This window comes from Ruegeria sp. BB6, from assembly GCF_056539385.1.
On record NZ_JBQFUW010000004.1, the window covers coordinates 35,331 to 56,654 of the forward strand.

Below are 21,324 nucleotides of genomic sequence, written 5' to 3' on the forward strand. Positions count from 1 at the left end.
TATCTTTCAAAGGACTGAAATCATGAGCTTTCACGCCATAGAACAAGCCCCCGCGCGCCTGAACCGCAGCGAACTCGCCGTGCCGGGCAGCCAGCCCGGAATGTTCGAGAAAGCAGCCAAATCGGATGTTGATGTGATCTTTCTCGATCTGGAAGATGCGGTCGCACCTGACGAAAAGGAACAAGCCCGCAAGAATATCATTCAGGCGCTCAATGACATTGACTGGGGCACCAAGACCATGTCTGTGCGGATCAACGGTCTGGATACCCACTATATGTATCGCGACGTGGTCGATGTGGTCGAACAGGCGGGCGAACGTCTGGACTTGATCATGATCCCCAAAGTGGGCACCGCCGCCGATGTCTATGCGGTCGACATGATGGTCACGCAGATCGAAGACGCGATGGGCTATGAAAAGCGCATCGGGTTCGAGCACATCATCGAAACCGCATTGGGGATGCAGAACGTAAGCGAGATCGCCGCCGCCTCAAAACGCAACGAAAGCCTGCATTTTGGTGTGGCCGACTATGCGGCCTCGACCCGCGCGCGCACCACGATCATCGGCGGCGTGAACCCCGATTATGCAGTCCTGACCGACCCGGATGATGATGCGGCCCGTGCATCGCATTGGGGTGACATGTGGCACTATGCGCTGGCACGTATGGTCGTGGCGGCCCGCGCTAACGGGTTGCGCCCGATTGACGGCCCATTCGGTGATTTTCAGGATCCCGAAGGCTACAAAGCAGCGGCCAAACGCGCGGCTGTTCTGGGCTGCGAAGGCAAATGGGCCATCCACCCCAGCCAGATCGCGCTGGCCAATGAGGTCATGTCCCCCAGCGATGCCGAAGTCACCAAGGCGCAGCGCATTCTGGTCGCCATGACCGAGGCTGAAAGCGCTGGAAAAGGCGCTGTATCCCTGGACGGCCGTCTGATCGACTACGCCTCGATCCGGCAAGCCGAGGTTATGGTGGAAAAGGCCAGGCAGATCGCAGCAGCGTAATTTTTCTGATGTGTGCGTGCGGCGCGGTCATGTCCCATGCTGCGCCGCGCCACGTTATGCTGCCGCATCGGGTTTCGGCGACCGGGCAAGAAACGTCCACGCATCATATTGCGACAGGAAAACCTGCCCGGTCAGGTCATCAAGGAAATGCGATCGTTTCAACCGATCCATGACCGGTCCCTTGACTTCGGACATGTGCAATCCCACCCCCATTGCCGAAAGGCGGAGATTGATCGTTTCAAGACTTTCCAAAGCTGAGAAATCCACTTCATTGACCGCCGAACACATCAAAACCACGTGACGCACGGTGCAACCATCTGTAACCCGGCGCTGAATCAGATCTTCTAGAAATCGCGCATTCACGAAATACAGACTTTCATCCACGCGCAGAGTGACAATTTCAGGGTCAGTCAGAACCGAATGTCGATGGATGTTTCGGAAGTGCTGAGTTCCAGGAACAAGCCCCACTTCGGCCACGTGAGGGCGGGATGTCTTGTAAAGATGCAGCAGGACAGACAGGACCACACCTGACGCCACGCCCACCTCGACGCCCAGACCCAATGTCAAAAGAATGGTCGCGACCACCGCCGCGAAATCGGCACGCGAGAAGTTCCATGTCTTTTTCAGGATGGACAAGTCCACAAGGCCAAGGACAGCCACAATAATTGTTGCCGCCAACGTGGCGTTGGGCAGGAAATAAACCAGCGGCGTCAGAGCCAGCGCAGCAAATGCCAAGCCGATAGCCGTAAACGCCCCCGCTGCGGGTGTTTCAGCCCCGGCATCAAAATTGACAACGGATCTGGCAAAGCCACCTGTCACTGGGAACCCGCCGGCAAAGGCCGCTCCTAGATTGGCAGCGCCAAGCCCAATCAGTTCCTGATCAGGGTCGATACTCTCGCGTTTCTTCGCCGCCAGTGTTTGCGCGACCGAAACGCTTTCCACAAAGCCGATGACCGAGATAAGGATTGCCGGGACAAGCAGGGCTTGGATCAATTCTGGCGAAAAGCTGGGAACCGTCCAAGGCGGCAAGCTCTGGGGTACGTCCCCAACGATGCGAACGCCGCTGGCCGACAGGTCGAACGCCCAGACGGTTGCCGTGGTTGCCACCACAGCAAAGACCGGTCCGGCCTTGGTCAGAAGATCAGTCAGCATTTGCGGCGCGCGCAAACGGACCAGAGCGGATTTCAGGTGGCGGCGCGCCCAGAACAGAAACAGGATCGCCCCTGCCCCGATCGCGACAGATACCCAGTTCGTTTCAGGCAAATGCGTCAGGATCGAACCTGCAATCTCGGGCAGCGTGTGCCCGTGCGCCTCGACCCCCAGAACATGCTTGAGCTGGCTGGCCGCGATCAGGATTCCCGAAGCCGTGATGAACCCTGCAATAACGGGATGGCTCAGGAAATTGGCAAGCAGCCCCAACCGCAGCACACCCATCAGAACAAGGAAACCTCCTGACAAAAACGCCAATGTCAGGGCAGCTACCGCGTATCCGGCCGTGCCTTGCTCGGCCACCTGCCCCACTGCCGATGCGGTGAGCAGCGAGACCACCGCGACGGGACCGACTGCCAACGACCGACTGGTTCCGAAAACTGCATATAGGACAATCGGTACGATCGAGGCGTACAGCCCCGCCTCGGGTGGCAGCCCCGCCAAAAGCGCATAGGCCAGCGACTGCGGGATCAGCATAATCGTCACAATCACTGCCGCTATCAGGTCATTGGACAGGGTAGAGCGAGAGTAATTACGGCCCCAATCCAGCACCGGCACAATGTGCCTCAGAACGGCCAGAGAATCTTGATTGGACATCAGTCAGACGCGACCTTCAGTTTCTCAGGTTTCGCCAGCCACTCTTTCCCACGCAACATTGCCTTCCAGTAGATCGGCGGCAGCAGACGCTCTTTCAGCAACCACGCCGCTCGTGAGGGTTTGGTTCCGTCGATCAGGAAAGCTGGAAAGCTCGGCTTGAGCGCGCCACCATAGCCGAATTCGGCAAGCACGATTTTGCCCCGTTCGACTGTTAGCGGACAAGAACCATACCCGTCATATTGCGCCACCGCAGACCGGCCAGCGATGTCGGCGACAATGTTATCGGCAACCGTAGGAGCCTGCTTGCGCGCCGCAGCCGCCGTCTTTGCATTGGGCGCGTTCATGACGTCGCCCAAGGACCAGATGTTGTCATAGCTTTTGTGCCGCAGAGTCGCCTGATCCACATCGACCCATCCAGAGGCATCAGCCAAAGCTGACACACGGATAAAATCGGGCGCTGCCTGCGGCGGGCAGACATGGATCATGTCGAACTCGACATCGACGGTTTCGGCATCGTTGCCCGGTTTGCTTACCTCAAAACGGGCGGTTCTTGTGGGACCGTCAATGGCGACCAGATTGTGGAAAAAGTTCAGTTTGGCATTGTACTTGCGGACATAGTCCTCAAGCGCGGGCACATAGTCCTTGACCCCAAACAACACTCCGCCCGCGTTCATGAACCGAATATCCATGTCCTCAAGAACACCACGGCGAAACCATGCGTCGCCGGACAGATACATCGCCTTTTGCGGCGCACCAGCGCATTTGATCGGCATCGGAGGCTGGGTGAACAACGCCCTTCCCTTGCGCATCTGCTGCACAAGTTGCCACGTATAGGGGGCAAGGTCATACCGATAGTTCGAGGTTACCCCATTGCGGCCTAGCGTCTCTTCCAAGCCCTCCACTTTGCCCCAGTCCAGTTTGAGTCCCGGGCACACCACCAACCGGTCGTATTTCACCACTCGACACCCATCGAGGATCACGGCGTTGTTGTCGGGCTCGAACGCCGCCACCGCGGATTTTAACCAATGCACGCCCTTGGGGATGAGGCTGCCAAGGGTGCGGGCCGTGCTCTGGGCCTCGAAAATTCCGCCTCCGACCATCGTCCATCCGGGTTGGTAATAGTGAATATCAGCCGGGTCGATTACCGCGATGTTCAAATCGGGACTACGCGCCTTCAAACTGGCCGCGACAGCTATGCCACCAGCACCGCCGCCCACAATAACCACTTCAAAATGTGCATCGCCCTTGTCAGTTGGTGTCTTGCCACCATTGGCAATACGCCGGGCCACTCCGTTCATGTCGTACCCGGCGGCCCCAGTTGCCGCGAGGATTTCGGCCAAAGGACGCCGTTCGGCTTCGTGAAACGACCACAGCGTTGCCGACCGTGTTCCAGTTCGGCAATAGGCGAGTATTGGTTTGGGCGCATCCAGATACGCGGTGCCAAACGCTGCTACATCCTGATCACGGACCATGCCGCTGGTGATCGGAACATAGAGCGTCTCGATCCCCAGCTTCCTGGCCGCAGTCTCGATTTCATCGAACGTAGGCTGGTCGGCGGCTTCTCCGTCCGGTCGATTGCAAATAATGGTGCGAAAACCCTTGGCTGCAATCGCCGCGACATCTTCGACCGTGATCTGCGGGCTGGCTGAAAACTGTTCTGTGATAGTCCGAATGTCCATCTTTCTTATCCCTCGACCAATCACAAGGTATTCACGGGCACTTTGAGCATCGGGTTGCCGTCATTATCCCGAGGCACTTCGCCTGCGCGCATGTTGACTTGAAGCGAAGGTATGATCAGCTTTGGCATATCCAGAACCGCATCGCGCTCGGTTCGGAATTTGACAAACTCGTCTTTCGTCTTGCCGCCACCGACATGGATGTTCAGGGCTTTTTCTTCCCCGACAGTAGTTTCCCACGCAATCTCGCGTCCGTTAGGCCCATAGTCGTGGCACATGAACAAACGTGTTTCGTCCGGAAGCGACAGCACTTTTTGGATCGAGTCGTACAGGACGCCCGCATCCCCGCCGGGAAAATCCGCGCGCGCGGAACCGCCATCAGGCATGAACAGGGTATCCCCGACGAAAGCCGCGTCGCCCATGACATGCACCATACAGGCCGGCGTATGACCGGGCGTGTACATGGCAAAGGCTTGCATGTTGCCGATCTTGTAAGTGTCGCCGTCCTCGAACAAGGCATCAAATTGCGAACCGTCCCGCTGGAATTCCGTTCCTTCGTTGAACACTTTCCCGAACGTGTCCTGCACGACCATGATCTTGGAGCCAATGCCGATTTTTCCGCCCAGCTTGCTTTGAATATAGGGGGCCGCCGACAGGTGATCCGCGTGGACATGGGTTTCGATGATCCACTCCAGCCGCAAGCCCTGCGACTGTATTTGACGGATCAATTCGTCCGCGTGGTCATAGGTGATCCTGCCCGCCGCATAGTCAATGTCCATGACGCTGTCGACAATGGCACAGGCTGGCGACGAAGGGTCTTTGACGATGTAGCTGATGGTATTCGTCGCCGCATCGAAAAAGGCTTGGACGGTCGGTTGCACATTTAGGTCAACGCTATACTCGGTCATTTGGGTAACTCCTCCTCAATAGGTTCAAGACAGGGCTTGAGTTCGGCGAACCGCTGCGTTTTGCAAAAATTTCGCCAATAGAATCCCGGCGACCAAAGCACCGACAAAGGCAAAGACCTGCCAATGCCCCGTCCCAAGTGCCGGCAGTGCTCCGCCGGGGCAAAACCCGGACAAACCCCATCCGACACCAAACAGGACCGAACCGGCCACAAGCTGAATATCTACTGCGTGCTTGGTGGGCAGGTTGAACCCGTCCGCGAAAATTGGCGCCATGCGCCCGAACACCAGCCGATAACCAAAGAAAGTGGTTACCAAAGCGCCGCCCATGACGAATATCAAAGAGGGATCCCAGCTTCCTGCGATGTCGAAAAAGTTAAGCACTTTCGCAGGGTTGGCCATCCCTGAAATCGAGATTCCAAGGCCAAACACTACGCCGATGAGGTATGTTGCGAACAGTTTCATGAATTACCCTCCGATCACGTGGCGCACGACAAAGACGGTGGCAAAGGTGAACAGCATGAACGTTGCTGTCGCCACTATCGACCGCAGGCTCAGCCTGGCCATTCCGCAAACTCCGTGACCTGACGTGCAACCTGATCCAAAGGTCACACCCAGCCCGACAATCACCCCACCTAAAAGCAATGCCGGGGTGGTCACGGGGACTTCGACCGCTGGCATTTGCCCCGAGAACAGCCAGATCAATACTGGCCCGGTCACCATTCCGGCGACCAGAGCCGTGCGCCAGGCGAAATCCGGGCCTGTGGCCGGCTGTACCATCCCGGACAAAATGCCGGTGGCCCCCATGACCCGACCAAGAACGAGCATCAGCAGGGTCGAGGCAATCCCGATCAGAACTCCGCCGGACAGTGAAGCAAAAGGCGTAAACGCAGTTTCCATCATCCCCGGTCCTTGCATGTTTTTAGGCCGAAATTGCTGTAGATCGGGCAGTTCCCGACAATGGCGGTCACCGTGAAAAAAGCGGCGACGATCAAGGTCAGCCAAAACATAATGCCCGCGCCGGTCATGCCGGTCCCAAAAGCCGCGATCAGCAGGACAACCGCGATCAGGATGCGAAAAGCACGATCGAATTTTCCCATGTTGGTGGTCATGTCTCACTCCGTCGAGAATCGATAGAGCGATATTGACACGGGTGTGACCCAGACTTTGGTGACTTGGTCACCAACCGTTCAGTTTTTCAGCCACCTCGGGCACCGGGTTAGATGGCGGTAGCGCGCGTCATTTGTTCCAAACCATCCCGATTGATCAGATGAACCTCGCCGCGCGACTGCTCGATCCATCCACGGCGGTGAAATTCGGACAAAATGCGCGAGATCACCTCGCGCGCTGTACCCAGCTCGGTCCCCAATACGGCGTGGGTTGCGCGAACAATATTGTTATGGTCCGAAAGCTCGAGAAGACGAGCAGCCAGACGGACGTCCATACGTTGAAAAACGATATCATCAATCAGCGTGAAAAGGTCCGTGATCCGCCGTGAATACGCGGCAAAAACAAAATTGCGGAAAACCTCGGACCTTGCCACCAGATCATCAAAGGTTTCACGCGGTATAGCAACGGCACTGACATCGGTTTCGGCTATGCCATCAGCGGAATAGTCTTCAAAGGCCAGCATGCATGCCGTCGTCAGGACGCAGCTTTCCCCTGCATGGACCCGGTAAAGAAAGACCTCGCGACCCGTATCGGACTTTTGCTGAACACGTATCGTGCCGTCCAACAGCAGCAAAAGGTTGTCCGCCGTCTGACCCGGCGAGAATACCTGTGTACCTGCCGGAACGTTGACGATCTGGCTGCCACTTTCCAGTTGGCTGCGAATATCGGCCGGCAGTTGGCTCAGCCCTTTGAATCTATCAATCCACGAAGCGTCCATGTCTGGTTCCTAATTGGCTTGCGAAAATGTCCAGGCACTCGCCACGATACATTTGGTTTGCCGAATATAACAGAGACCAAGAATGTTGCCGCGAAACCGGGTCAATTCTTGACGGCCCTGAATGTCAGAATACTTCATTCTCTGCTCTCATATCGCCGGGCCGAAGCGATCTTGAGGCGTATTCGCTTTAGCGGCACGTGGGAAGACCGATTAATGACCAAACGCCTGGCAGTTATTTCCAGCGGTCTGAACAGTCCGCTAAGCAGCGCCGTCGAGTTTGCCCGCATCGCCCAAGAGAATGGATTTGAGATAGACTTCTTTGCCCCTGAAACATCGGCCGGTCTACTGGCCCATGCGGGACTGCAACATCACATTATTGCCAAACCGAAATATGACGCGTTCAGGCCGTTGTTGTCCGCGGACCAAGCCAATCTGATGACAAAACCAGATCGTTTGGATGCTGCGGTGTCGGCTTTTGGCGTCGACGACCTCAATAGGCAATTGGCTGAACGCTCGCCAGATGCGATTTTTGTCGATTGTGAGTTGCACGCGCATATCATCGTTGCGACGACACTTGGCATTCCGGTCGTCCAATACAGCAACATGTTTCTTTCCCCGCCCAGCCCGCAAGCTCTGCCTTTGAACAGGCGAGGCGTTCCCGGGCAAGGATTTCGAGGTAGCAGACTCGGTATTTCCCTGCTGTGGGCTCATTTTCTGCTCTGGAAACAACTAAAGATTCTAAGAAATCGGGTGTCCGGAAAAGGTACGGATTACCCGACGGCCATTGTCGAACTTGCGCGGCGAAACGGGATTCCGATCTCAAAGATAAGGCGTCGCTTATGCTGGCAGATGCCGTGGACTTACAGGTTACCGACTGCGCTGCTTGTCCCACAGGCAGTGGACCTTCCGACCAAACCCTATGACAACATGACTTATCTTGGCCCCATGATAATGGAAGACCGGATCGAGAAGCCCTATGACAAAGAAAAGGTGGCTGATTTTTGCGATCCTGCATTGAAAAGAAAACGCATCTTTGTCGGCTTCGGCACGATGATAAAAACCAAAGGTGACTTGATTTCAAAACTCTGTGCTGTGGCCGAACGGCGACCTGAATGGCAGTTTCTGATAACGGCAGGCCGAGATTGGGACAGCGCATCTGCGTTGGCAACGCCAGAGAACGTTCTTGTGGTCCCTTGGGTTCCGCAACATCGGGTTCTGAAACACGCGGACTTGGCGATAATGCATGGTGGAACGGGCGGCCTGCTCGAAGCCATCGAGACCGCAACACCGATGTTGATGTATCCCCATGCGATCGACCAAAGAGGAAGCGCGGCTCGGGTCGTGTTTCACAACATCGGCCGTGCGGGAAATCCTAGCGATCCTGTTTCAAAAATCGAGGACGACATCCTGTCTTTGCTGCACGACGAGGACCTGAAACGAACATGTCGTGAGATGCAGACCGCATGCAGATCCGAGCAGGAAAACCAGACCCTAAACCGCTTTTTGGAGCAGTTGACGAGCACAGCGAACGAAAGATAGCGACCGTCAGATCGCCGGGCATTTGGTCACAATTACCACTTGCGATGCCCTACTTGGCAATTGGGAATACAGAAAGTCCACGTCACCGCATCGTCGGCCTAAGTTTTTTTGATCCCGTTGGAATTCTGCTGCGTAGTCCTTTCAAAAGCAGCCGATGAAACCCAACAGTGCACCAAGCAACCCAAAACACCACTTGCGGCTCTGACGTAAAGAGTTTTGCAGCATCGCTTCCGCGCGTGACCTCTGAAAGTTTGCGTGAAATCTGGAGGTCCATAGCGGAATTTGGGCTTTTCCAACGCTTTGCCCCTGTCGAAGTTGGCGGTGATCAGCGTTCCGCCAAAGAGTTCTGTGACCAGTTCATCGCGTTTGGCGAAGCCTGTCGCGACAACGGTTTGGCGATGGCTGTGATCTCGCAAATCTGGACCTTGCAGCAGCCTTTGATCCGCTTTGGAAGTCTACAGATCAAGGACACCAATCTGCCGGACTTGTTGACCGGAGAGGCGATTGGCGCATTTGCCCTGACCGAGACGGCGGCGGGGTCGGATGCCCTTGCCCTTCAGACCCGTGCCGAACGTGTTGAGGGCGGATATGTCCTGAACGGTAGCAAAGCCTTTGTCGGAATGGGGCCGGTCTGCGATTTCGCCATAGTCTTTGCCCAGACAGCGCCCGAAAAGGGTCGCTGGGGATTGTCAGCCTTTATCCTGCGCGCCGAAGATGAAGGTTTTATTCGACATCAGGGGCAGGAAAAGCTGGGGCTGAACTCTATCCCCTTGGGCCAGTTGGAACTTAACGACTGCCGCATTCCCGAAGACCGTCGGTTGGGGCCAGAAGGGTCCGGCGCGGCAATCATTCAATCTACGCTTGATTGGGAAAGAAGTTTCATTCTTACGTCGCAGGTCGGCGCCATGCGTCGGCAACTGGCGGACTGCGTCGAATTTTCAGCCTCTCGCAATTTGTTCGGGCAGGCCATTTCCGAATTTCAGTCTGTGTCAAATCGCATTGCCGACATGCGCGTGCGCCTGGAAACCTGCGAATTGATGTTACAGCGCGCCGCAGACCTGTACGACGCTGGAAAACCCCTCACACAGTTCGCAGCGATGGCGAACCTTCACATATCCGAGGCTTTCCTGAACTCAAGCACGGACGCGCTCAGGATTCATGGCGGACGCGGATACCTCCAAGGTTCGCCGAGCGGGGACGACGTGAAAGACGCGCTAGGCGGCGTGATCTACTCGGGCACCTCGGACATTCAACGTCAGATCATCGCAAAGATGGAAATTGGACAGCAGGCCCGGCCGGGCACGAAAGGGAGATCCGACCTATGACAAACACCCGCTTTTCGGAAAATCCAAGCGGAACCTTCCGTCGGATTGCCGCACAGATGACGCATTTTCTGCAGCTCGGGCTTGGTGCACTGGTCCTAATCACGCTGGCATCCACCGCCTACGCCCACAAATACAACGAAAGCTATGTGTATTTTGACGTGACTGAAGACAGCCTGAGCGGGCGCGTCGAAGCCACACTCACCGACCTTACCCGACTTCAACAAGGCACGGCGGACGTGGAGACAGCGTTGACACGGGACAAAGTCCTTGCTGCGCAGCAAGAGATCTTCGACTATTTCGAGGATCGCATGAACCTGTCGTCCGAAGGCCAGCCCTATCAGGTTGAGTTTGACGACATTTCGTTCCTCGACACTTCCGTCGACACTTTTGCCCAACTCCACTTCAAGGTTCTCGGCATTACCGAGACACCCACTACGATCCAGATGTCGTATGACGGGCTATTTTCGGACGTCGACCCAGCACATCGCGGATTTGCGTTGATTGGAAGCAACACGCGCAACGGCATGGACGAAAACGAAGCTTATATTTCGCTGATTTTTGCGCCTGGGGATGGTGAGAAGAACCTCTATCTGAACGACGAACCGACCAAGGATATTGCCCTGACTTTCTTTGAACACGGGGTTTGGCATATCTGGCTTGGTTTTGATCATGTCCTGTTCCTGCTGACGCTGCTACTGGGCGCTGTAATGCGGATCGAGAACCAGCGCTGGGTTCCGTCCGAAAGCATTCGCGACAGCCTGCGCGAGACTGTGAAAATCGTCACGGTGTTCACCGTTGCGCACACGATCACGCTGTGCCTCGCCACGTTTGAAGTCATCACACTGCCAGTGACGTTGGTCGAAGCGGTCATCGCTTTCTCGATTGCAGCAGTGGCCATTGGCAACCTGGTCCCTCGTTTCCACGCTGGGTCGTGGAAAGTGGTGTTCCTTTTCGGCATCTTCCACGGCTTTGGTTTTGCGAACGTTCTTGAACCACTTGGGCTGGATCCGACGCGCAAGGCGCTTGGTCTGGCGACGTTCAACATCGGCGTTGAAGTCGGACAACTTGCCATTGTGCTGGTGCTTTTCCCAATATTCTTCGCGTTGCGCCGATTGACGGCTTATCGCGTAATCGGGCTGCAATTCGGCTCGGTTGCGCTGATCGCGATTGCGGCCTTTTGGTTCTACGAACGCACGGTTGGCTGGTTTCCAGAGTTCGGCGAAACCTTGGCGCAGGTCGTCAACTGATGATCGATGCAGCTTACCTTGACCACGCAGTCAGGCACTATGCCAGGCTAACACCAGATGCGCCCGCTTTGCGGCTGCTGGGCAAGGTAACGACTTATGCGGACCTGAACACCGAGGTGGACAGGATTGCGGCGCTGCTGTTGGACCGTGGCACCCAAGCAGGGGACCGAGTGATACTCTGTTCAGCCAAGAGCCCAAGAGCCATAGCTGCGCTGCACGCAATTCTTCGCGTTGGGGCTGTCTATGTTCCTCTGGATCCAGCCGCCCCGGCAAAGCGTATCGCCACGCAAGTTTCAGCGATCTCGCCACGGCTTGTCCTGACAGATTCCGACCGAGTCGGTCACTTTTCGGACAGCTTCGCACCATCTCAGATCGTGGACATCTCGGAACCGCTGCCCAAGCTGAACGCGCAAAAGGCTCTGGAATCCCGGCAGTCGCAACGATCAGAGTTTGACGCAGCCTATATCCTGATGACCTCTGGGACGACCGGCACGCCAAAGGGCATCGTTCACACGCACCAAAGTGGCCTTGCCTATGCCAGAATGGCTGCAAATCTGTGTAATTTGACCGCGTCTGATCGTGTCAGTCACCACACCCCACTGCATTTTGACATGTCAATTTTCGACGTGTTCAGCACAGCCTTGGCCGGAGCGTGCTGTGTGATCATCCCTGAGATGCATGCCAAACTTCCGGCGTCGCTGTCTCAACTAACCGAACAAGAGAGCATTACGGTCTGGTATTCCGTGCCCTATGCCATAATCCAAATGTTGGAACGCGGTACGTTGGCAGATCGTAATCTGCAAGCTCTGCGCGTTGTCATGTTCGCGGGGGAAAAAATGCCGCCCGCAGCCCTCAAGGATTTTTCCGCGCACACACCGAACGCAAAGTTCCTTAACGCTTATGGACCAACCGAAACCAACCATTGTACGACTGCCACCTTCACCCATGACGATCTGGACGGCGTTGGACCGCTGCCGATTGGTCACCCAGACGTCGGCGTATCAGCCCGCATCGGAACAGAGGCAGTGGAACCGGATAGCGGGGAACTGCTTATCGCTTCTGATCAGGTGATGTCCGGGTACTGGAACAGACCGGATCAAAATCGGGCGGCTTTCTGCACATTGCCGGACGAAAGCGGGCAGCCAAGACAGTTCTACCGGACCGGGGACATCGTGCGCCGCGCCTTTGACGGGCAACTCATTTTGGTTGGGCGCAAGGACCGGCAGATCAAGCTCAGGGGGTTCCGCATTGAACTGGATGAGATTGAACTGGCACTGGTGAATATCCCTGACGTCACCGAAGCCGCCGCAATTCTGGTCGGAGACGAGATTCATGCCTTCGTGACCTGCAATTCTGACCCGGATTTGAACGCTATCCGATCCGATCTGGTTTCCGTGCTGCCGCAATACGCCGTCCCGCATCGGATAGGCAGTCTCAAGGCAATGCCGCGCACTTCGACCGGCAAAATCGACCGCAAAAAGCTAATAGGAATTGCAAATGAGCAACGAGCAGCCTGACTCACCAGACCAAGCATTGCGGCGCTACATTCAATCGACGCTTCTGGGCGGAAAACACGTATCCGACGATGAAGAACTTCTGCTGAGCGGAATGATCGACTCGCTCGGGGTCATGTCTTTGGTGTCTTTTGTCGAACAAAGCTACCAGATCGAAATACCCTTTGAAGATGTCACGCTGGAAAATCTGGCAACAATTAGCGCGATTTTGAGCTATGCGAAAACACGACAGAAAACGTGTCTGGGCTGATGGGCATGACTTTTCCCCTCACAGACAGCCAGATGCTGTTTTGGAAAGGCCATCTGCTTCATCCAAATAAACCGCTGTACAATATGGCCTGGCGGTTTGATCTGCATTTTGACTTGCAGCCAGATTTGTTCAGGGCCGCTTTTGCAGAAACGCTGCGGCAAAACGAAATCCTGAGAAGCGCGGTCCGTGATACGCCGGACGGTCCAAGACAATACGCCCTAGACGAAACCGGGGATTTGCTTGACGTCAGGGATCTCAGCTCTGACACGCAGCCAGAAAACAGGTTGGCGTCGGATTTACCTTCTTGGGTTCAGACCGCATTCGATCTGTCATCCGGGACCTTGCGAAGCCAGTTGGTCAAACTGGCTGAAACCCACTGGGTCTGGCTTGTTTGCCAGCATCACATTGCCTGTGACGCACAGTCGGGGGCGCTGTTGTTCGCGCAAGTCTCGCAACGCTATTCAAACCTGGAGCAGACCGGAAACAACAACGCCGAAGCTTTGCCGGGCTTTTTTCATAGCTCGGTGTTGCAAGCCCCTTCGCGATCAAACACGACCGTCGCTGCGCCAAAGTCATCCGCCCCCCCTTATGGCAGCAATCCAAAACGGGCGTCCGACTCGAAAAGATTTCCGATCACCGTAGAGCCCGAAGTTTTCACCGCACTCGAGAATGCAATCACGCAACAAGAGTTTCGGCTGTTTACCCCCGAACTGTCCCGCCTGGCCATCTATCTCACGGCTTACTTCGCCTACCTTCACCGAGTAACGGGTGATGAGCGGATTACGATCGGGCTGCCCTCACACAATCGTTTGACGCAAGAGGACCGCAACACCATTGGGCCTTTTGTCGAAGTCTTGCCGTTCTCGGTCGGGATCGAAGATACGGATACACTGCGCACCCTTTACGACAAGATCAAAACGGGCCTTGGTACATTTCTGAAAAGTGCAAGGCCCGGTGCGGTATCACACGTCGACACGTCGGGCATCAGCGCCGTTTGCAACTACATCCAAGCGCGATTTGGCGGGTTTGCCGGGCGACCCGCCACCGTGGAATGGCTTCATAGTGGCGCACATGATGCCATGCACGCGCTGCGCCTTCATATCATGGATTTTGAAGGCAGCGCGCGCCCGAAACTCTTTCTGGATGTGCAGAATGAAGTTCTGGACTCAGTTTCCGAAGAAGATATGTCCACGCATTTTCTGCGTTGCCTGAAGGCTGTTCTATCGGATCTCCATACTCGAATTTCGACCGTCGGGCTTTCCGGTGACGTCCGAGACAAGGCTATTATACAGGGTCCGCTCGAAACTCCGTCCCCATTTGGGTCTGTGTTGGATGCATTTGTGGCGCAGGTCGAAAAAGACCCTCACTTGGTTGCGCTTTCCTGCGCGGATGAGGTGATGAGCTATGACAAGCTACACCAGCGCAGCGATCAGATCGCGGCCCACCTGTCTGGCTTGGGCATACCGAAAGCATCATGCATAGCCGTCCACCTGCCGCGATCATTCGACTTTATGGCGGCAGTTCTGGGTATTCTCAAAGCTGGCTGCTGTTTTGTCCCTATCGCGTCCAATCTACCCAAGGCGCGGGCATTAGAAATCTTGCAAGGGTGTCGGGCGGCGGCTGTATTCGTGGCACACGAAAACACGGGAACTTATCCGTGTCCGAGCATCTCGGCGGCCGAGACACTGAACCCGGCTAAGATCGACTTTTCAATCCGGCCCCAAGATACGGCCTATGTCCTGTTTACCTCTGGTTCGACCGGAATTCCGAAGGGCGTCGAAGTAAGCCACAAAAACTTGGCGCGGTATATCAACTGGGCCGCATACACCTTCGCGGGCAGCAATCCCGCACATTTCGCTTTCTTTTCGTCCGTGTCTTTCGATCTGACTCTGACGTCGATGTTTGTTCCGCTGATCACAGGAGGATCGGTCAGGATTTACCCGGAAAGATCCGACCCGGACTTGGCGGTTTTGGATGTCTTTGCCGATGACGCTGTCGACATCGTAAAACTGACCCCCTCGCATCTTGCTTTGGCCTGTAAGCAGGGGCAGCCGCTAACGCGCATACAAACACTGGTTCTGGGCGGTGAAAACCTAACCTCGCAACTTTGCAGGCAGGCTCGGGACGTTTTGTCTCCAAACTTGGAGATCATCAACGAATATGGCCCCACGGAAGCCGTCGTGGGCGCGATGCATCACGCATATGACCCCCGTGCCGACGCCGGGCCTTCTGTTCAAATTGGCCAACCTGCCTCGGGAATGTCGATCAGTATCCGGGATACCGCCCTGAATGTCTGTCCTTTGGGAATACCCGGCGAGATCGTGATCGGAGGGCGGCTGGCCCAAGGGTATTTTGGCAATCCTTCACTGTCTGCCGAGAAGTTTATGGACGATCCACTGAACCTTCAGGGTCGCGTCTACCGCACAGGCGACCTCGGTCGGATGACCAATGACGGGAAGGTCGAATATCTTGGCCGTAGTGATCAGCAGATCAAGAAAAACGGTGTCCGCCTGGAGACGGCTGAATATGATCGGGTACTACGGCGACTTTCCGGTGTCGACGCCGTTCATGTCGCGTTTTCCTCAGTGCAACCGGACACACAGCCAAGCCATCAGTGCATTCGCTGCGGCCTGACAAACACTGTTCCCGGAGTACGCTTCGAGGAAAACAACATTTGTACGATCTGCGCGGAATTCGACGACTATAAGGATCGCGCCGTAGCCTATTTCCAAACTGAACCCGAGCTTGAACGCCGGATTGTCGACGCCGCCAAATCCCGCAGGGGGCCGTATGATGCGGTCATGATGCTGAGTGGCGGCAAAGACAGCACCTACGCCGCATATCGTCTGGCCGCGCACACGCATCGCGTGCTCGCGGTTACTTTGGACAACGGGTATATCTCGAAGGAAGCAAAGGACAATATCCAAAGGGTTGTCAGTGACCTGAATTGGGATCACCGGTATCTGTCCACGGACAAGATGAACCAGATTTTCGTGGACAGTCTCAAGACTCATTCCAATGTCTGCCAAGGCTGTTTCAAAGCACTATACACTTTGGCCTTCCGCACGGCTCTGACCGAAGGCGCACCGATCGTCGTGACCGGGCTGTCCCGCGGACAGTTCTTTGAAACCCGGTTGACCCCCGAACTTTTTCGTCACGCGGCCCCGACATGCGGGCAGCTAGACGACTTGGTCACGAAAGCGCGCAAAGCGTATCACGCCGAAGACGATGAGGTGGCGCGGCTGCTGGAAACAGACGATTTGAAGGACGGGCGTTTCCTTAGCGAAGTAGAAGTGCTCGACATTTATCGATATATCGACGTGCCGGTATCAGAAATTTACGACTTTCTGGAAACACGAACCGCGTGGAAGCGGCCCTCGGATACCGGTCGATCCACCAATTGCCTTATCAACGATGCCGGGATTCATGTTCACAAGGCCCGTGAGGGGTTCCACAATTACGCGCTGCCTTATTCGTGGGACGTACGTATGGGGCACAAAACCCGCGAGCAGGCATTGGAAGAGTTGAACGACGAAATCGACACCGGGCGCGTGCAAGCCATCCTGGAAGAAATCGGCTTTGACGAACCTGTAGCGCGCGCCCCGAAACTAACCGTCTACGTCGCCGGTCACGGGCTGGTCGAACCGAATATCTGGGACACATTGCGTGAGAGCCTGCCACGCGAAATGCTGCCAGACCAGATTGTGATCCTTGAAAACATGCCGATCAATGGCAACGGAAAGGTAGACACATCACGGCTGCCCGCTGGGTCTTGGCGCAGTCAACCGCAAGAAGCACATGTAGCCCCGGAAACCGAAACTCAGCGCCGCCTGGCCTCAATCCTCAAAAACGTCTTGGGGGTTGCCGAAATCAGCGCCACCCGGGAATTCTTCGATCTTGGCGTGGACAGCATTACCGCCATAGAAATAGCGATGAGAGCCAACGAAATGGGTCTGAACCTGCCCGCGACCGCATTGTTCGAGCATCGCACTCTCAGGGCACTGGCCGATTACGCTGACACCTTGCCTGCTGAACAAACCAATGCCGACGACCACACACCACTGGTTGATCTGGATGACGACGAACTTTTCCGCATCACGGAGGCATTGGACTGAAATGGGCCTTCCCAAGGGTGTAGTAGATATCCTGCCATTGACGCCAGCACAGCAGGGAATGTTATTTCACTCGGTCGGCGACACTCGTCAGCTTGGGCAATATGTGGCTGTGATTAGCTGTTCCCTGAACGGACCGCTGGAACCGGAACGCCTGAAGCGCGCCCTGAACGCCGTACTCGTCGAACGTGACGCCTTTCGTGCCGGGTTCGTCTGGAAAGGTGTGAAGCAACCAGTGCAGGTCATCCGTGAACAGGTTTCCCTACCATGGATCGAGCTGGATTGGACCACTGCGAAAGACGTCGAACAGAAGTGGTCAGACCTGTTGCGGCTAGAACAGATCCGTCAGTTTGACCTGACAAAACCACCGCTGATGACGGCGACGCTGATCAAGATTTCGACCAACGCGTGGCGGCTTGTCTGGACGGTCCACCACCTGATCAGCGACGGTTGGTCGACCGGAGTCGCCCTTCAAGATTTATGTAAGCATTACCAAGGTCTAAAAGCAGATCAACCCAAGGCACCGCCCTTCAGAACCTATCTCGCCTGGCTGCGAAATCAGCATAATCTGACAGACACTGACTTTTGGAAAACCCAGTTTCACGGTCTGGAGGATTCAAGTGTCTTCCCCCGACCAGACGCACATTCAGGCGGCTCGGTGCAAGTCTGGCGGTCTGAAACGCTCGGCAGCGATGTGATGTCGTCCATCGAAAGCTTGGCCGGTCAACTCAGGGTCACATCAAACAGTATTCTGTCTGCAGCGTGGGCTTTGGAATTGCGGCGTTTGCTACAACAGGACGACGTTGTTTACGGAACGACGACGGCAGGCCGTCCGGCTGAAATCGCCGGGATCACAAGGGCTGTAGGCGCATTCGTCAACACACTGCCTGTTCGGTGCAAAATAAACCCATCGGACTCGGTCCGGGATTTCCTGCGAAACCATGCCCAAGCGGAACTTAATCGCCGCAAGCACGAATTTGCTTCGCTTTCTGAAGTGCAGGCTTGCGCCCCGATCGCCAGTGGCTCACCGCTGTTTGATACGATGTTCGTGAACGAAGGGCTTGGCGCCCAAAGTGTCGATCTCGGAGAGGTTGAGGTCTGCGACCTGAAAACCTCGCAGTTCAGCAACTATCCTCTTACGGTACTTGTGACGCCGCAAAAGAAGCTAACGGTCGAAATCTACCATGATCCCGAGATCATTCAGGCCAAGACGGTCGACGCGATATTTTCCGGCTACAAGAACATTCTATCGGCGATAATCAAGAACCCCGAAGTTGCGATCAAGAACCTGTTGCAGCGATCGCAAAACGCCATAGAACTGCGACCCGAACCCCGGCATTTCGACGTCGTTCAACAGTTTTTGTCGCACGCGCAGCAGACTCCGGATGCCCCTGCGATCTCTGACGGGCAGGGAACGACGACCTACGCCGCGCTTTCACTGCGCGCACGACAGATCGCCTTGGCGCTGAAGGAAGCAGGTGTTGAGAAATCCGATATCGTGCCAGTTGCCCTACCTCGGGGCACCGAGGCCATTTCCGCATTTCTAGGGGTGATGATGTCAGGCGCGGCCTATGTGCCGTTGGACATGGATTACCCACCACATCGCATCACGCAGATGTTGGATACGATCCAGCCTCGGTACATTGTCACGGATGCAAGCATGGACGGTCTCCTGCCCGACACCGATGCCAAGATCGTCACGTTGGGGTCGCTCGGCGATGCAATGGACGTGACCGAAGTGGAGTTCGGCGAGCGTGCCTATGTCATGTTCACATCGGGGTCGCAGAACCAGCCCAAGGGGGTCGAGATATCCCGTCAAGGTCTGGCCATTTCAACCGCCGCTCGTGACAACATCTACGGGACGCCGCCAAAGGTATATCTGCTTTTGTCCTCGTTGGCCTTCGACAGTTCGGTTGCAGGCATCTACTGGACGTTGGGCGCGGGCGGACACCTTGTCGTCGCGGACAATCGCAGCGAACAAGAGCCATACAAGCTCGGGAAGTTGATCTCGCAGCACCGCGTTACGCATACACTTTGCTTGCCGGGACTGGCGCAGGTTTTGCTGACGGCCGTGCCAGGCGGTGATCTTGGCAGTCTGGAAACACTGATCACGGCAGGAGAGCCGCTTTACCCCAGCCTCGTAAGGCAATGCCGCACGATCCTGCCGGATTGTCGTCTGGTCAACGAATACGGGCCAACCGAAGCAACAGTCTGGTGCACGTCCTACGACGCCACAAACCACACAGGGGAAGGCGATATTCCCATCGGATCGGGAATTCCCGGCACCTGGGTCGGAATTGTGGACAAAGACGATTGCCCAGCCGAGACCGGACAGGTCGGAGAAATCGTCGTGGCGGGACAAACTGTTGCGCTCGGCTATCTGAATGACCCCGACCAGACCCAAGAGAGTTTCTTCAATATTGGCCCAGAGAGTATCCGCGCCTACCGGACCGGAGATTTAGGTGTCGAAGATGCGTCAGGTCGCATCCTGTTCTTGGGCCGCAAGGACTCGCAAGTCAAAATTCGAGGGCACCGCATCGAGCTGACGGAAATCGAAGCGGCAGCCAGCTTTGTTGCAGGCGATCTGCGAGTGGCCGCAGTTGTTCTGGAACGCTCAGATTCAAAAAGCATAGGCGTTGCCGTCGAAAGCCCGCCAGACGCCAAACTCTGCGACACCGTCCGCCGGCATCTGGAAGCGACACTGCCTACCCCGTTTCACCCAAATGCTGTCGTTTGCATTGAGACGTTTCCAAACCTTCCCAACGGGAAGACGGATCAGACATCGCTTGCTTCGATCGTTGCGCGTTCCGTTGGTAATCAACCCGGTGCCGCACCCAAAGATGCCTTGGAAACGTTGGTCGCAGAGGTTTTTTCGGATGTTTTACGCATCCCTTGCCCGTCTCGCGACGCAAACTTTTTTGACCTCGGCGGAGACAGCCTGGCCACGATCGCAGCCTTTTCCAAGGGTCAGGACGCCGGGCTGCTGTTTGAACCCACCGATCTGTTCAGTTGCCCCACCGTTGCGGAATTGGCCAAGCGAATACGTGACCGAGAAGTGGACCAGTCATTTTCCGAAGATGACAGCACGTTTCAGATCTCCAATCCTGGCGACGGCAAGACAACCGTTGTCATAGCGCATTGCTCTGTCCAGTTCTGTCGCTATATGGCGCGCAGCCTCGGCCCGGATTGTTCCGTCGTTCTTGTTCGCAGTCACCGTACACAGGGAATGGCGGTCCCCTACGGGAAATCGTTTAGCGATCTGGCATCCGACACGATTTCGCATCTGGCGCAATCCTCCAACACAGGTCCGGTTGTGCTATGCGGCTATTCGGCGGGATGTCCGATGGTTATGGAAATGGCCAAGAAACTTGGGCCGGAAACTGTGAAGGGAATGGTTCTGTTAGACCCGCCTTTCAAAATGGTCGGGGCCGAACCTGCCCTACAGCCACTGTATTTCCGGACCTACAAAAGATGGAGGTACCTGTTCAAAGGGTTCAAACGCAAAGTCAAAGCTCGCCGCATATTGCCGAGGATCAAAACCTCTCTGGCACAAGAGCCCGAGTCCGAAAAGTTCCGCATCCAAGCTGTTGAAATCGTTCACGCCCTGGCGATCAGCGATTTTCGCGTACCCCAATTTGATCGACCTGCCCATGTGTTTCTGACCAGAGGGAACCCCTCACTGCGGTCTGGCGACGTTCTGGACACGCATTTACGCCAAAAGACATGTCACCCCCTGGACATGAAACACGTAGAGCTTATGCGGCGACCAGATGCCTTTGTGACCGTCGCTGCCGCGCTCAGGGACCTGATAGATCAACCCGTTCAATCGGACAAAAGCGCTTGATCCTTCAGAACGGAAAAAGTGGTGCGGGTGGAGGGACTTGAACCCCCACGCCTTGCGGCGCCAGAACCTAAATTTCACGAGTATTCAATTTAATCAAACTCTTAGCCTTAAAGTTTCCCAAGACATATCGTGAACAAAGACGGAAACTGGGAAACCCTATACCAAGACAGTTCATTTCGTGGTTTGCTTCCACAATGGGCAGTGCCCAAGTAAACTAC

Annotated in this window: 15 protein-coding genes; 8 read left to right on the forward strand and 7 right to left on the reverse strand. The window is 55.8% G+C overall.

Annotated elements, in window-relative coordinates; translation table 11 throughout:
- Positions 1 to 22: 22 nt before the first annotated feature.
- Positions 23 to 1,000 (forward strand): HpcH/HpaI aldolase/citrate lyase family protein, encoded by a 978-nt coding sequence (locus ACR0B7_RS10930; protein ID WP_170415904.1) that lies wholly within the window; start codon positions 23 to 25, stop codon positions 998 to 1,000.
- Between the two features lie 54 nt (positions 1,001 to 1,054).
- Here the strand turns inward: ACR0B7_RS10930 and ACR0B7_RS10935 are convergent, their stop codons facing one another.
- From ACR0B7_RS10935 to ACR0B7_RS10965, 7 genes are all read right to left on the reverse strand, one after another.
- Positions 1,055 to 2,806 carry a sulfate permease gene (locus tag ACR0B7_RS10935; RefSeq protein WP_170415906.1) on the reverse strand — a complete coding sequence of 584 codons (1,752 nt, stop codon included), beginning with the start codon at positions 2,804 to 2,806 and terminating at the stop codon, positions 1,055 to 1,057.
- The gene (locus ACR0B7_RS10940) at positions 2,806 to 4,485 is read right to left on the reverse strand and encodes a bifunctional protein tyrosine phosphatase family protein/NAD(P)/FAD-dependent oxidoreductase (protein WP_170415908.1); all 1,680 of its coding nucleotides are present in this window, start codon (positions 4,483 to 4,485) and stop codon (positions 2,806 to 2,808) included. The genes ACR0B7_RS10935 and ACR0B7_RS10940 overlap by 1 nt, the downstream gene beginning before the upstream one ends.
- A gap of 20 nt (positions 4,486 to 4,505) precedes the next feature.
- Positions 4,506 to 5,390: an MBL fold metallo-hydrolase gene (locus ACR0B7_RS10945; RefSeq protein WP_170415910.1), complete on the reverse strand. Its 885-nt coding sequence runs from the start codon at positions 5,388 to 5,390 to the stop codon at positions 4,506 to 4,508.
- 24 nt (positions 5,391 to 5,414) lie between these two features.
- Positions 5,415 to 5,852, reverse strand: coding sequence for a DUF6691 family protein (locus tag ACR0B7_RS10950; protein ID WP_170415912.1), 438 nt, complete (start codon positions 5,850 to 5,852; stop codon positions 5,415 to 5,417).
- Between the two features lie 3 nt (positions 5,853 to 5,855).
- Complete coding sequence (locus tag ACR0B7_RS10955) at positions 5,856 to 6,290, reverse strand: YeeE/YedE thiosulfate transporter family protein (protein ID WP_170415914.1); 435 nt, start codon at positions 6,288 to 6,290, stop codon at positions 5,856 to 5,858.
- Positions 6,287 to 6,499, reverse strand: a complete 213-nt coding sequence (locus ACR0B7_RS10960) for a YgaP family membrane protein (protein WP_170576789.1) — start codon at positions 6,497 to 6,499, stop codon at positions 6,287 to 6,289. The genes ACR0B7_RS10955 and ACR0B7_RS10960 overlap by 4 nt, the downstream gene beginning before the upstream one ends.
- A 107-nt stretch (positions 6,500 to 6,606) precedes the next feature.
- Positions 6,607 to 7,275 carry a Crp/Fnr family transcriptional regulator gene (locus ACR0B7_RS10965; RefSeq protein ID WP_170415918.1) on the reverse strand — a complete coding sequence of 223 codons (669 nt, stop codon included), beginning with the start codon at positions 7,273 to 7,275 and terminating at the stop codon, positions 6,607 to 6,609.
- 213 nt (positions 7,276 to 7,488) lie between these two features.
- On the opposite strand from ACR0B7_RS10965, the gene ACR0B7_RS10970 reads away from it, so the two are divergent.
- The 7 genes from ACR0B7_RS10970 to ACR0B7_RS11000 all read left to right on the forward strand — a co-directional run bounded on the left by ACR0B7_RS10970 (position 7,489) and on the right by ACR0B7_RS11000 (position 21,106).
- Positions 7,489 to 8,814, forward strand: coding sequence for a glycosyltransferase (locus ACR0B7_RS10970; RefSeq protein ID WP_170485879.1), 1,326 nt, complete (start codon positions 7,489 to 7,491; stop codon positions 8,812 to 8,814).
- A 167-nt stretch (positions 8,815 to 8,981) separates the two neighbouring features.
- Entirely contained in the window at positions 8,982 to 10,139 is a 1,158-nt protein-coding gene (locus ACR0B7_RS10975; RefSeq protein ID WP_170485880.1) for an acyl-CoA dehydrogenase family protein, read from the forward strand.
- A complete protein-coding gene (locus ACR0B7_RS10980) occupies positions 10,136 to 11,386 on the forward strand; it encodes a HupE/UreJ family protein (RefSeq protein WP_170485881.1) in 1,251 nt (416 codons plus the stop codon). Before ACR0B7_RS10975 ends, ACR0B7_RS10980 begins: the two co-directional genes overlap by 4 nt.
- Positions 11,386 to 12,903 carry an amino acid adenylation domain-containing protein gene (locus ACR0B7_RS10985; RefSeq protein ID WP_170415927.1) on the forward strand — a complete coding sequence of 506 codons (1,518 nt, stop codon included), beginning with the start codon at positions 11,386 to 11,388 and terminating at the stop codon, positions 12,901 to 12,903. Before ACR0B7_RS10980 ends, ACR0B7_RS10985 begins: the two co-directional genes overlap by 1 nt.
- The gene (locus tag ACR0B7_RS10990) at positions 12,884 to 13,150 is read left to right on the forward strand and encodes an acyl carrier protein (RefSeq protein ID WP_170576788.1); all 267 of its coding nucleotides are present in this window, start codon (positions 12,884 to 12,886) and stop codon (positions 13,148 to 13,150) included. The genes ACR0B7_RS10985 and ACR0B7_RS10990 overlap by 20 nt, the downstream gene beginning before the upstream one ends.
- A 5-nt stretch (positions 13,151 to 13,155) precedes the next feature.
- A complete protein-coding gene (locus ACR0B7_RS10995; RefSeq protein ID WP_170576787.1) occupies positions 13,156 to 17,265 on the forward strand; it encodes a non-ribosomal peptide synthetase in 4,110 nt (1,369 codons plus the stop codon).
- Between the two features lies 1 nt (position 17,266).
- Positions 17,267 to 21,106 (forward strand): non-ribosomal peptide synthetase, encoded by a 3,840-nt coding sequence (locus ACR0B7_RS11000; protein WP_170485883.1) that lies wholly within the window; start codon positions 17,267 to 17,269, stop codon positions 21,104 to 21,106.
- Positions 21,107 to 21,324 lie beyond the last annotated feature (218 nt).

Coding starts and splice junctions, on each gene's coding strand:
- ACR0B7_RS10930 (WP_170415904.1), top strand. CDS start 23: ATGAGCTTTCACGCCATAGAACAAGCCCCCGCGCGCCTGAACCGCAGC.
- ACR0B7_RS10935 (WP_170415906.1), bottom strand. CDS start 2,806: ATGTCCAATCAAGATTCTCTGGCCGTTCTGAGGCACATTGTGCCGGTG.
- ACR0B7_RS10940 (WP_170415908.1), bottom strand. CDS start 4,485: ATGGACATTCGGACTATCACAGAACAGTTTTCAGCCAGCCCGCAGATC.
- ACR0B7_RS10945 (WP_170415910.1), bottom strand. CDS start 5,390: ATGACCGAGTATAGCGTTGACCTAAATGTGCAACCGACCGTCCAAGCC.
- ACR0B7_RS10950 (WP_170415912.1), bottom strand. CDS start 5,852: ATGAAACTGTTCGCAACATACCTCATCGGCGTAGTGTTTGGCCTTGGA.
- ACR0B7_RS10955 (WP_170415914.1), bottom strand. CDS start 6,290: ATGATGGAAACTGCGTTTACGCCTTTTGCTTCACTGTCCGGCGGAGTT.
- ACR0B7_RS10960 (WP_170576789.1), bottom strand. CDS start 6,499: ATGACCACCAACATGGGAAAATTCGATCGTGCTTTTCGCATCCTGATC.
- ACR0B7_RS10965 (WP_170415918.1), bottom strand. CDS start 7,275: ATGGACGCTTCGTGGATTGATAGATTCAAAGGGCTGAGCCAACTGCCG.
- ACR0B7_RS10970 (WP_170485879.1), top strand. CDS start 7,489: ATGACCAAACGCCTGGCAGTTATTTCCAGCGGTCTGAACAGTCCGCTA.
- ACR0B7_RS10980 (WP_170485881.1), top strand. CDS start 10,136: ATGACAAACACCCGCTTTTCGGAAAATCCAAGCGGAACCTTCCGTCGG.
- ACR0B7_RS10985 (WP_170415927.1), top strand. CDS start 11,386: ATGATCGATGCAGCTTACCTTGACCACGCAGTCAGGCACTATGCCAGG.
- ACR0B7_RS10990 (WP_170576788.1), top strand. CDS start 12,884: ATGAGCAACGAGCAGCCTGACTCACCAGACCAAGCATTGCGGCGCTAC.
- ACR0B7_RS10995 (WP_170576787.1), top strand. CDS start 13,156: ATGACTTTTCCCCTCACAGACAGCCAGATGCTGTTTTGGAAAGGCCAT.
- ACR0B7_RS11000 (WP_170485883.1), top strand. CDS start 17,267: ATGGGCCTTCCCAAGGGTGTAGTAGATATCCTGCCATTGACGCCAGCA.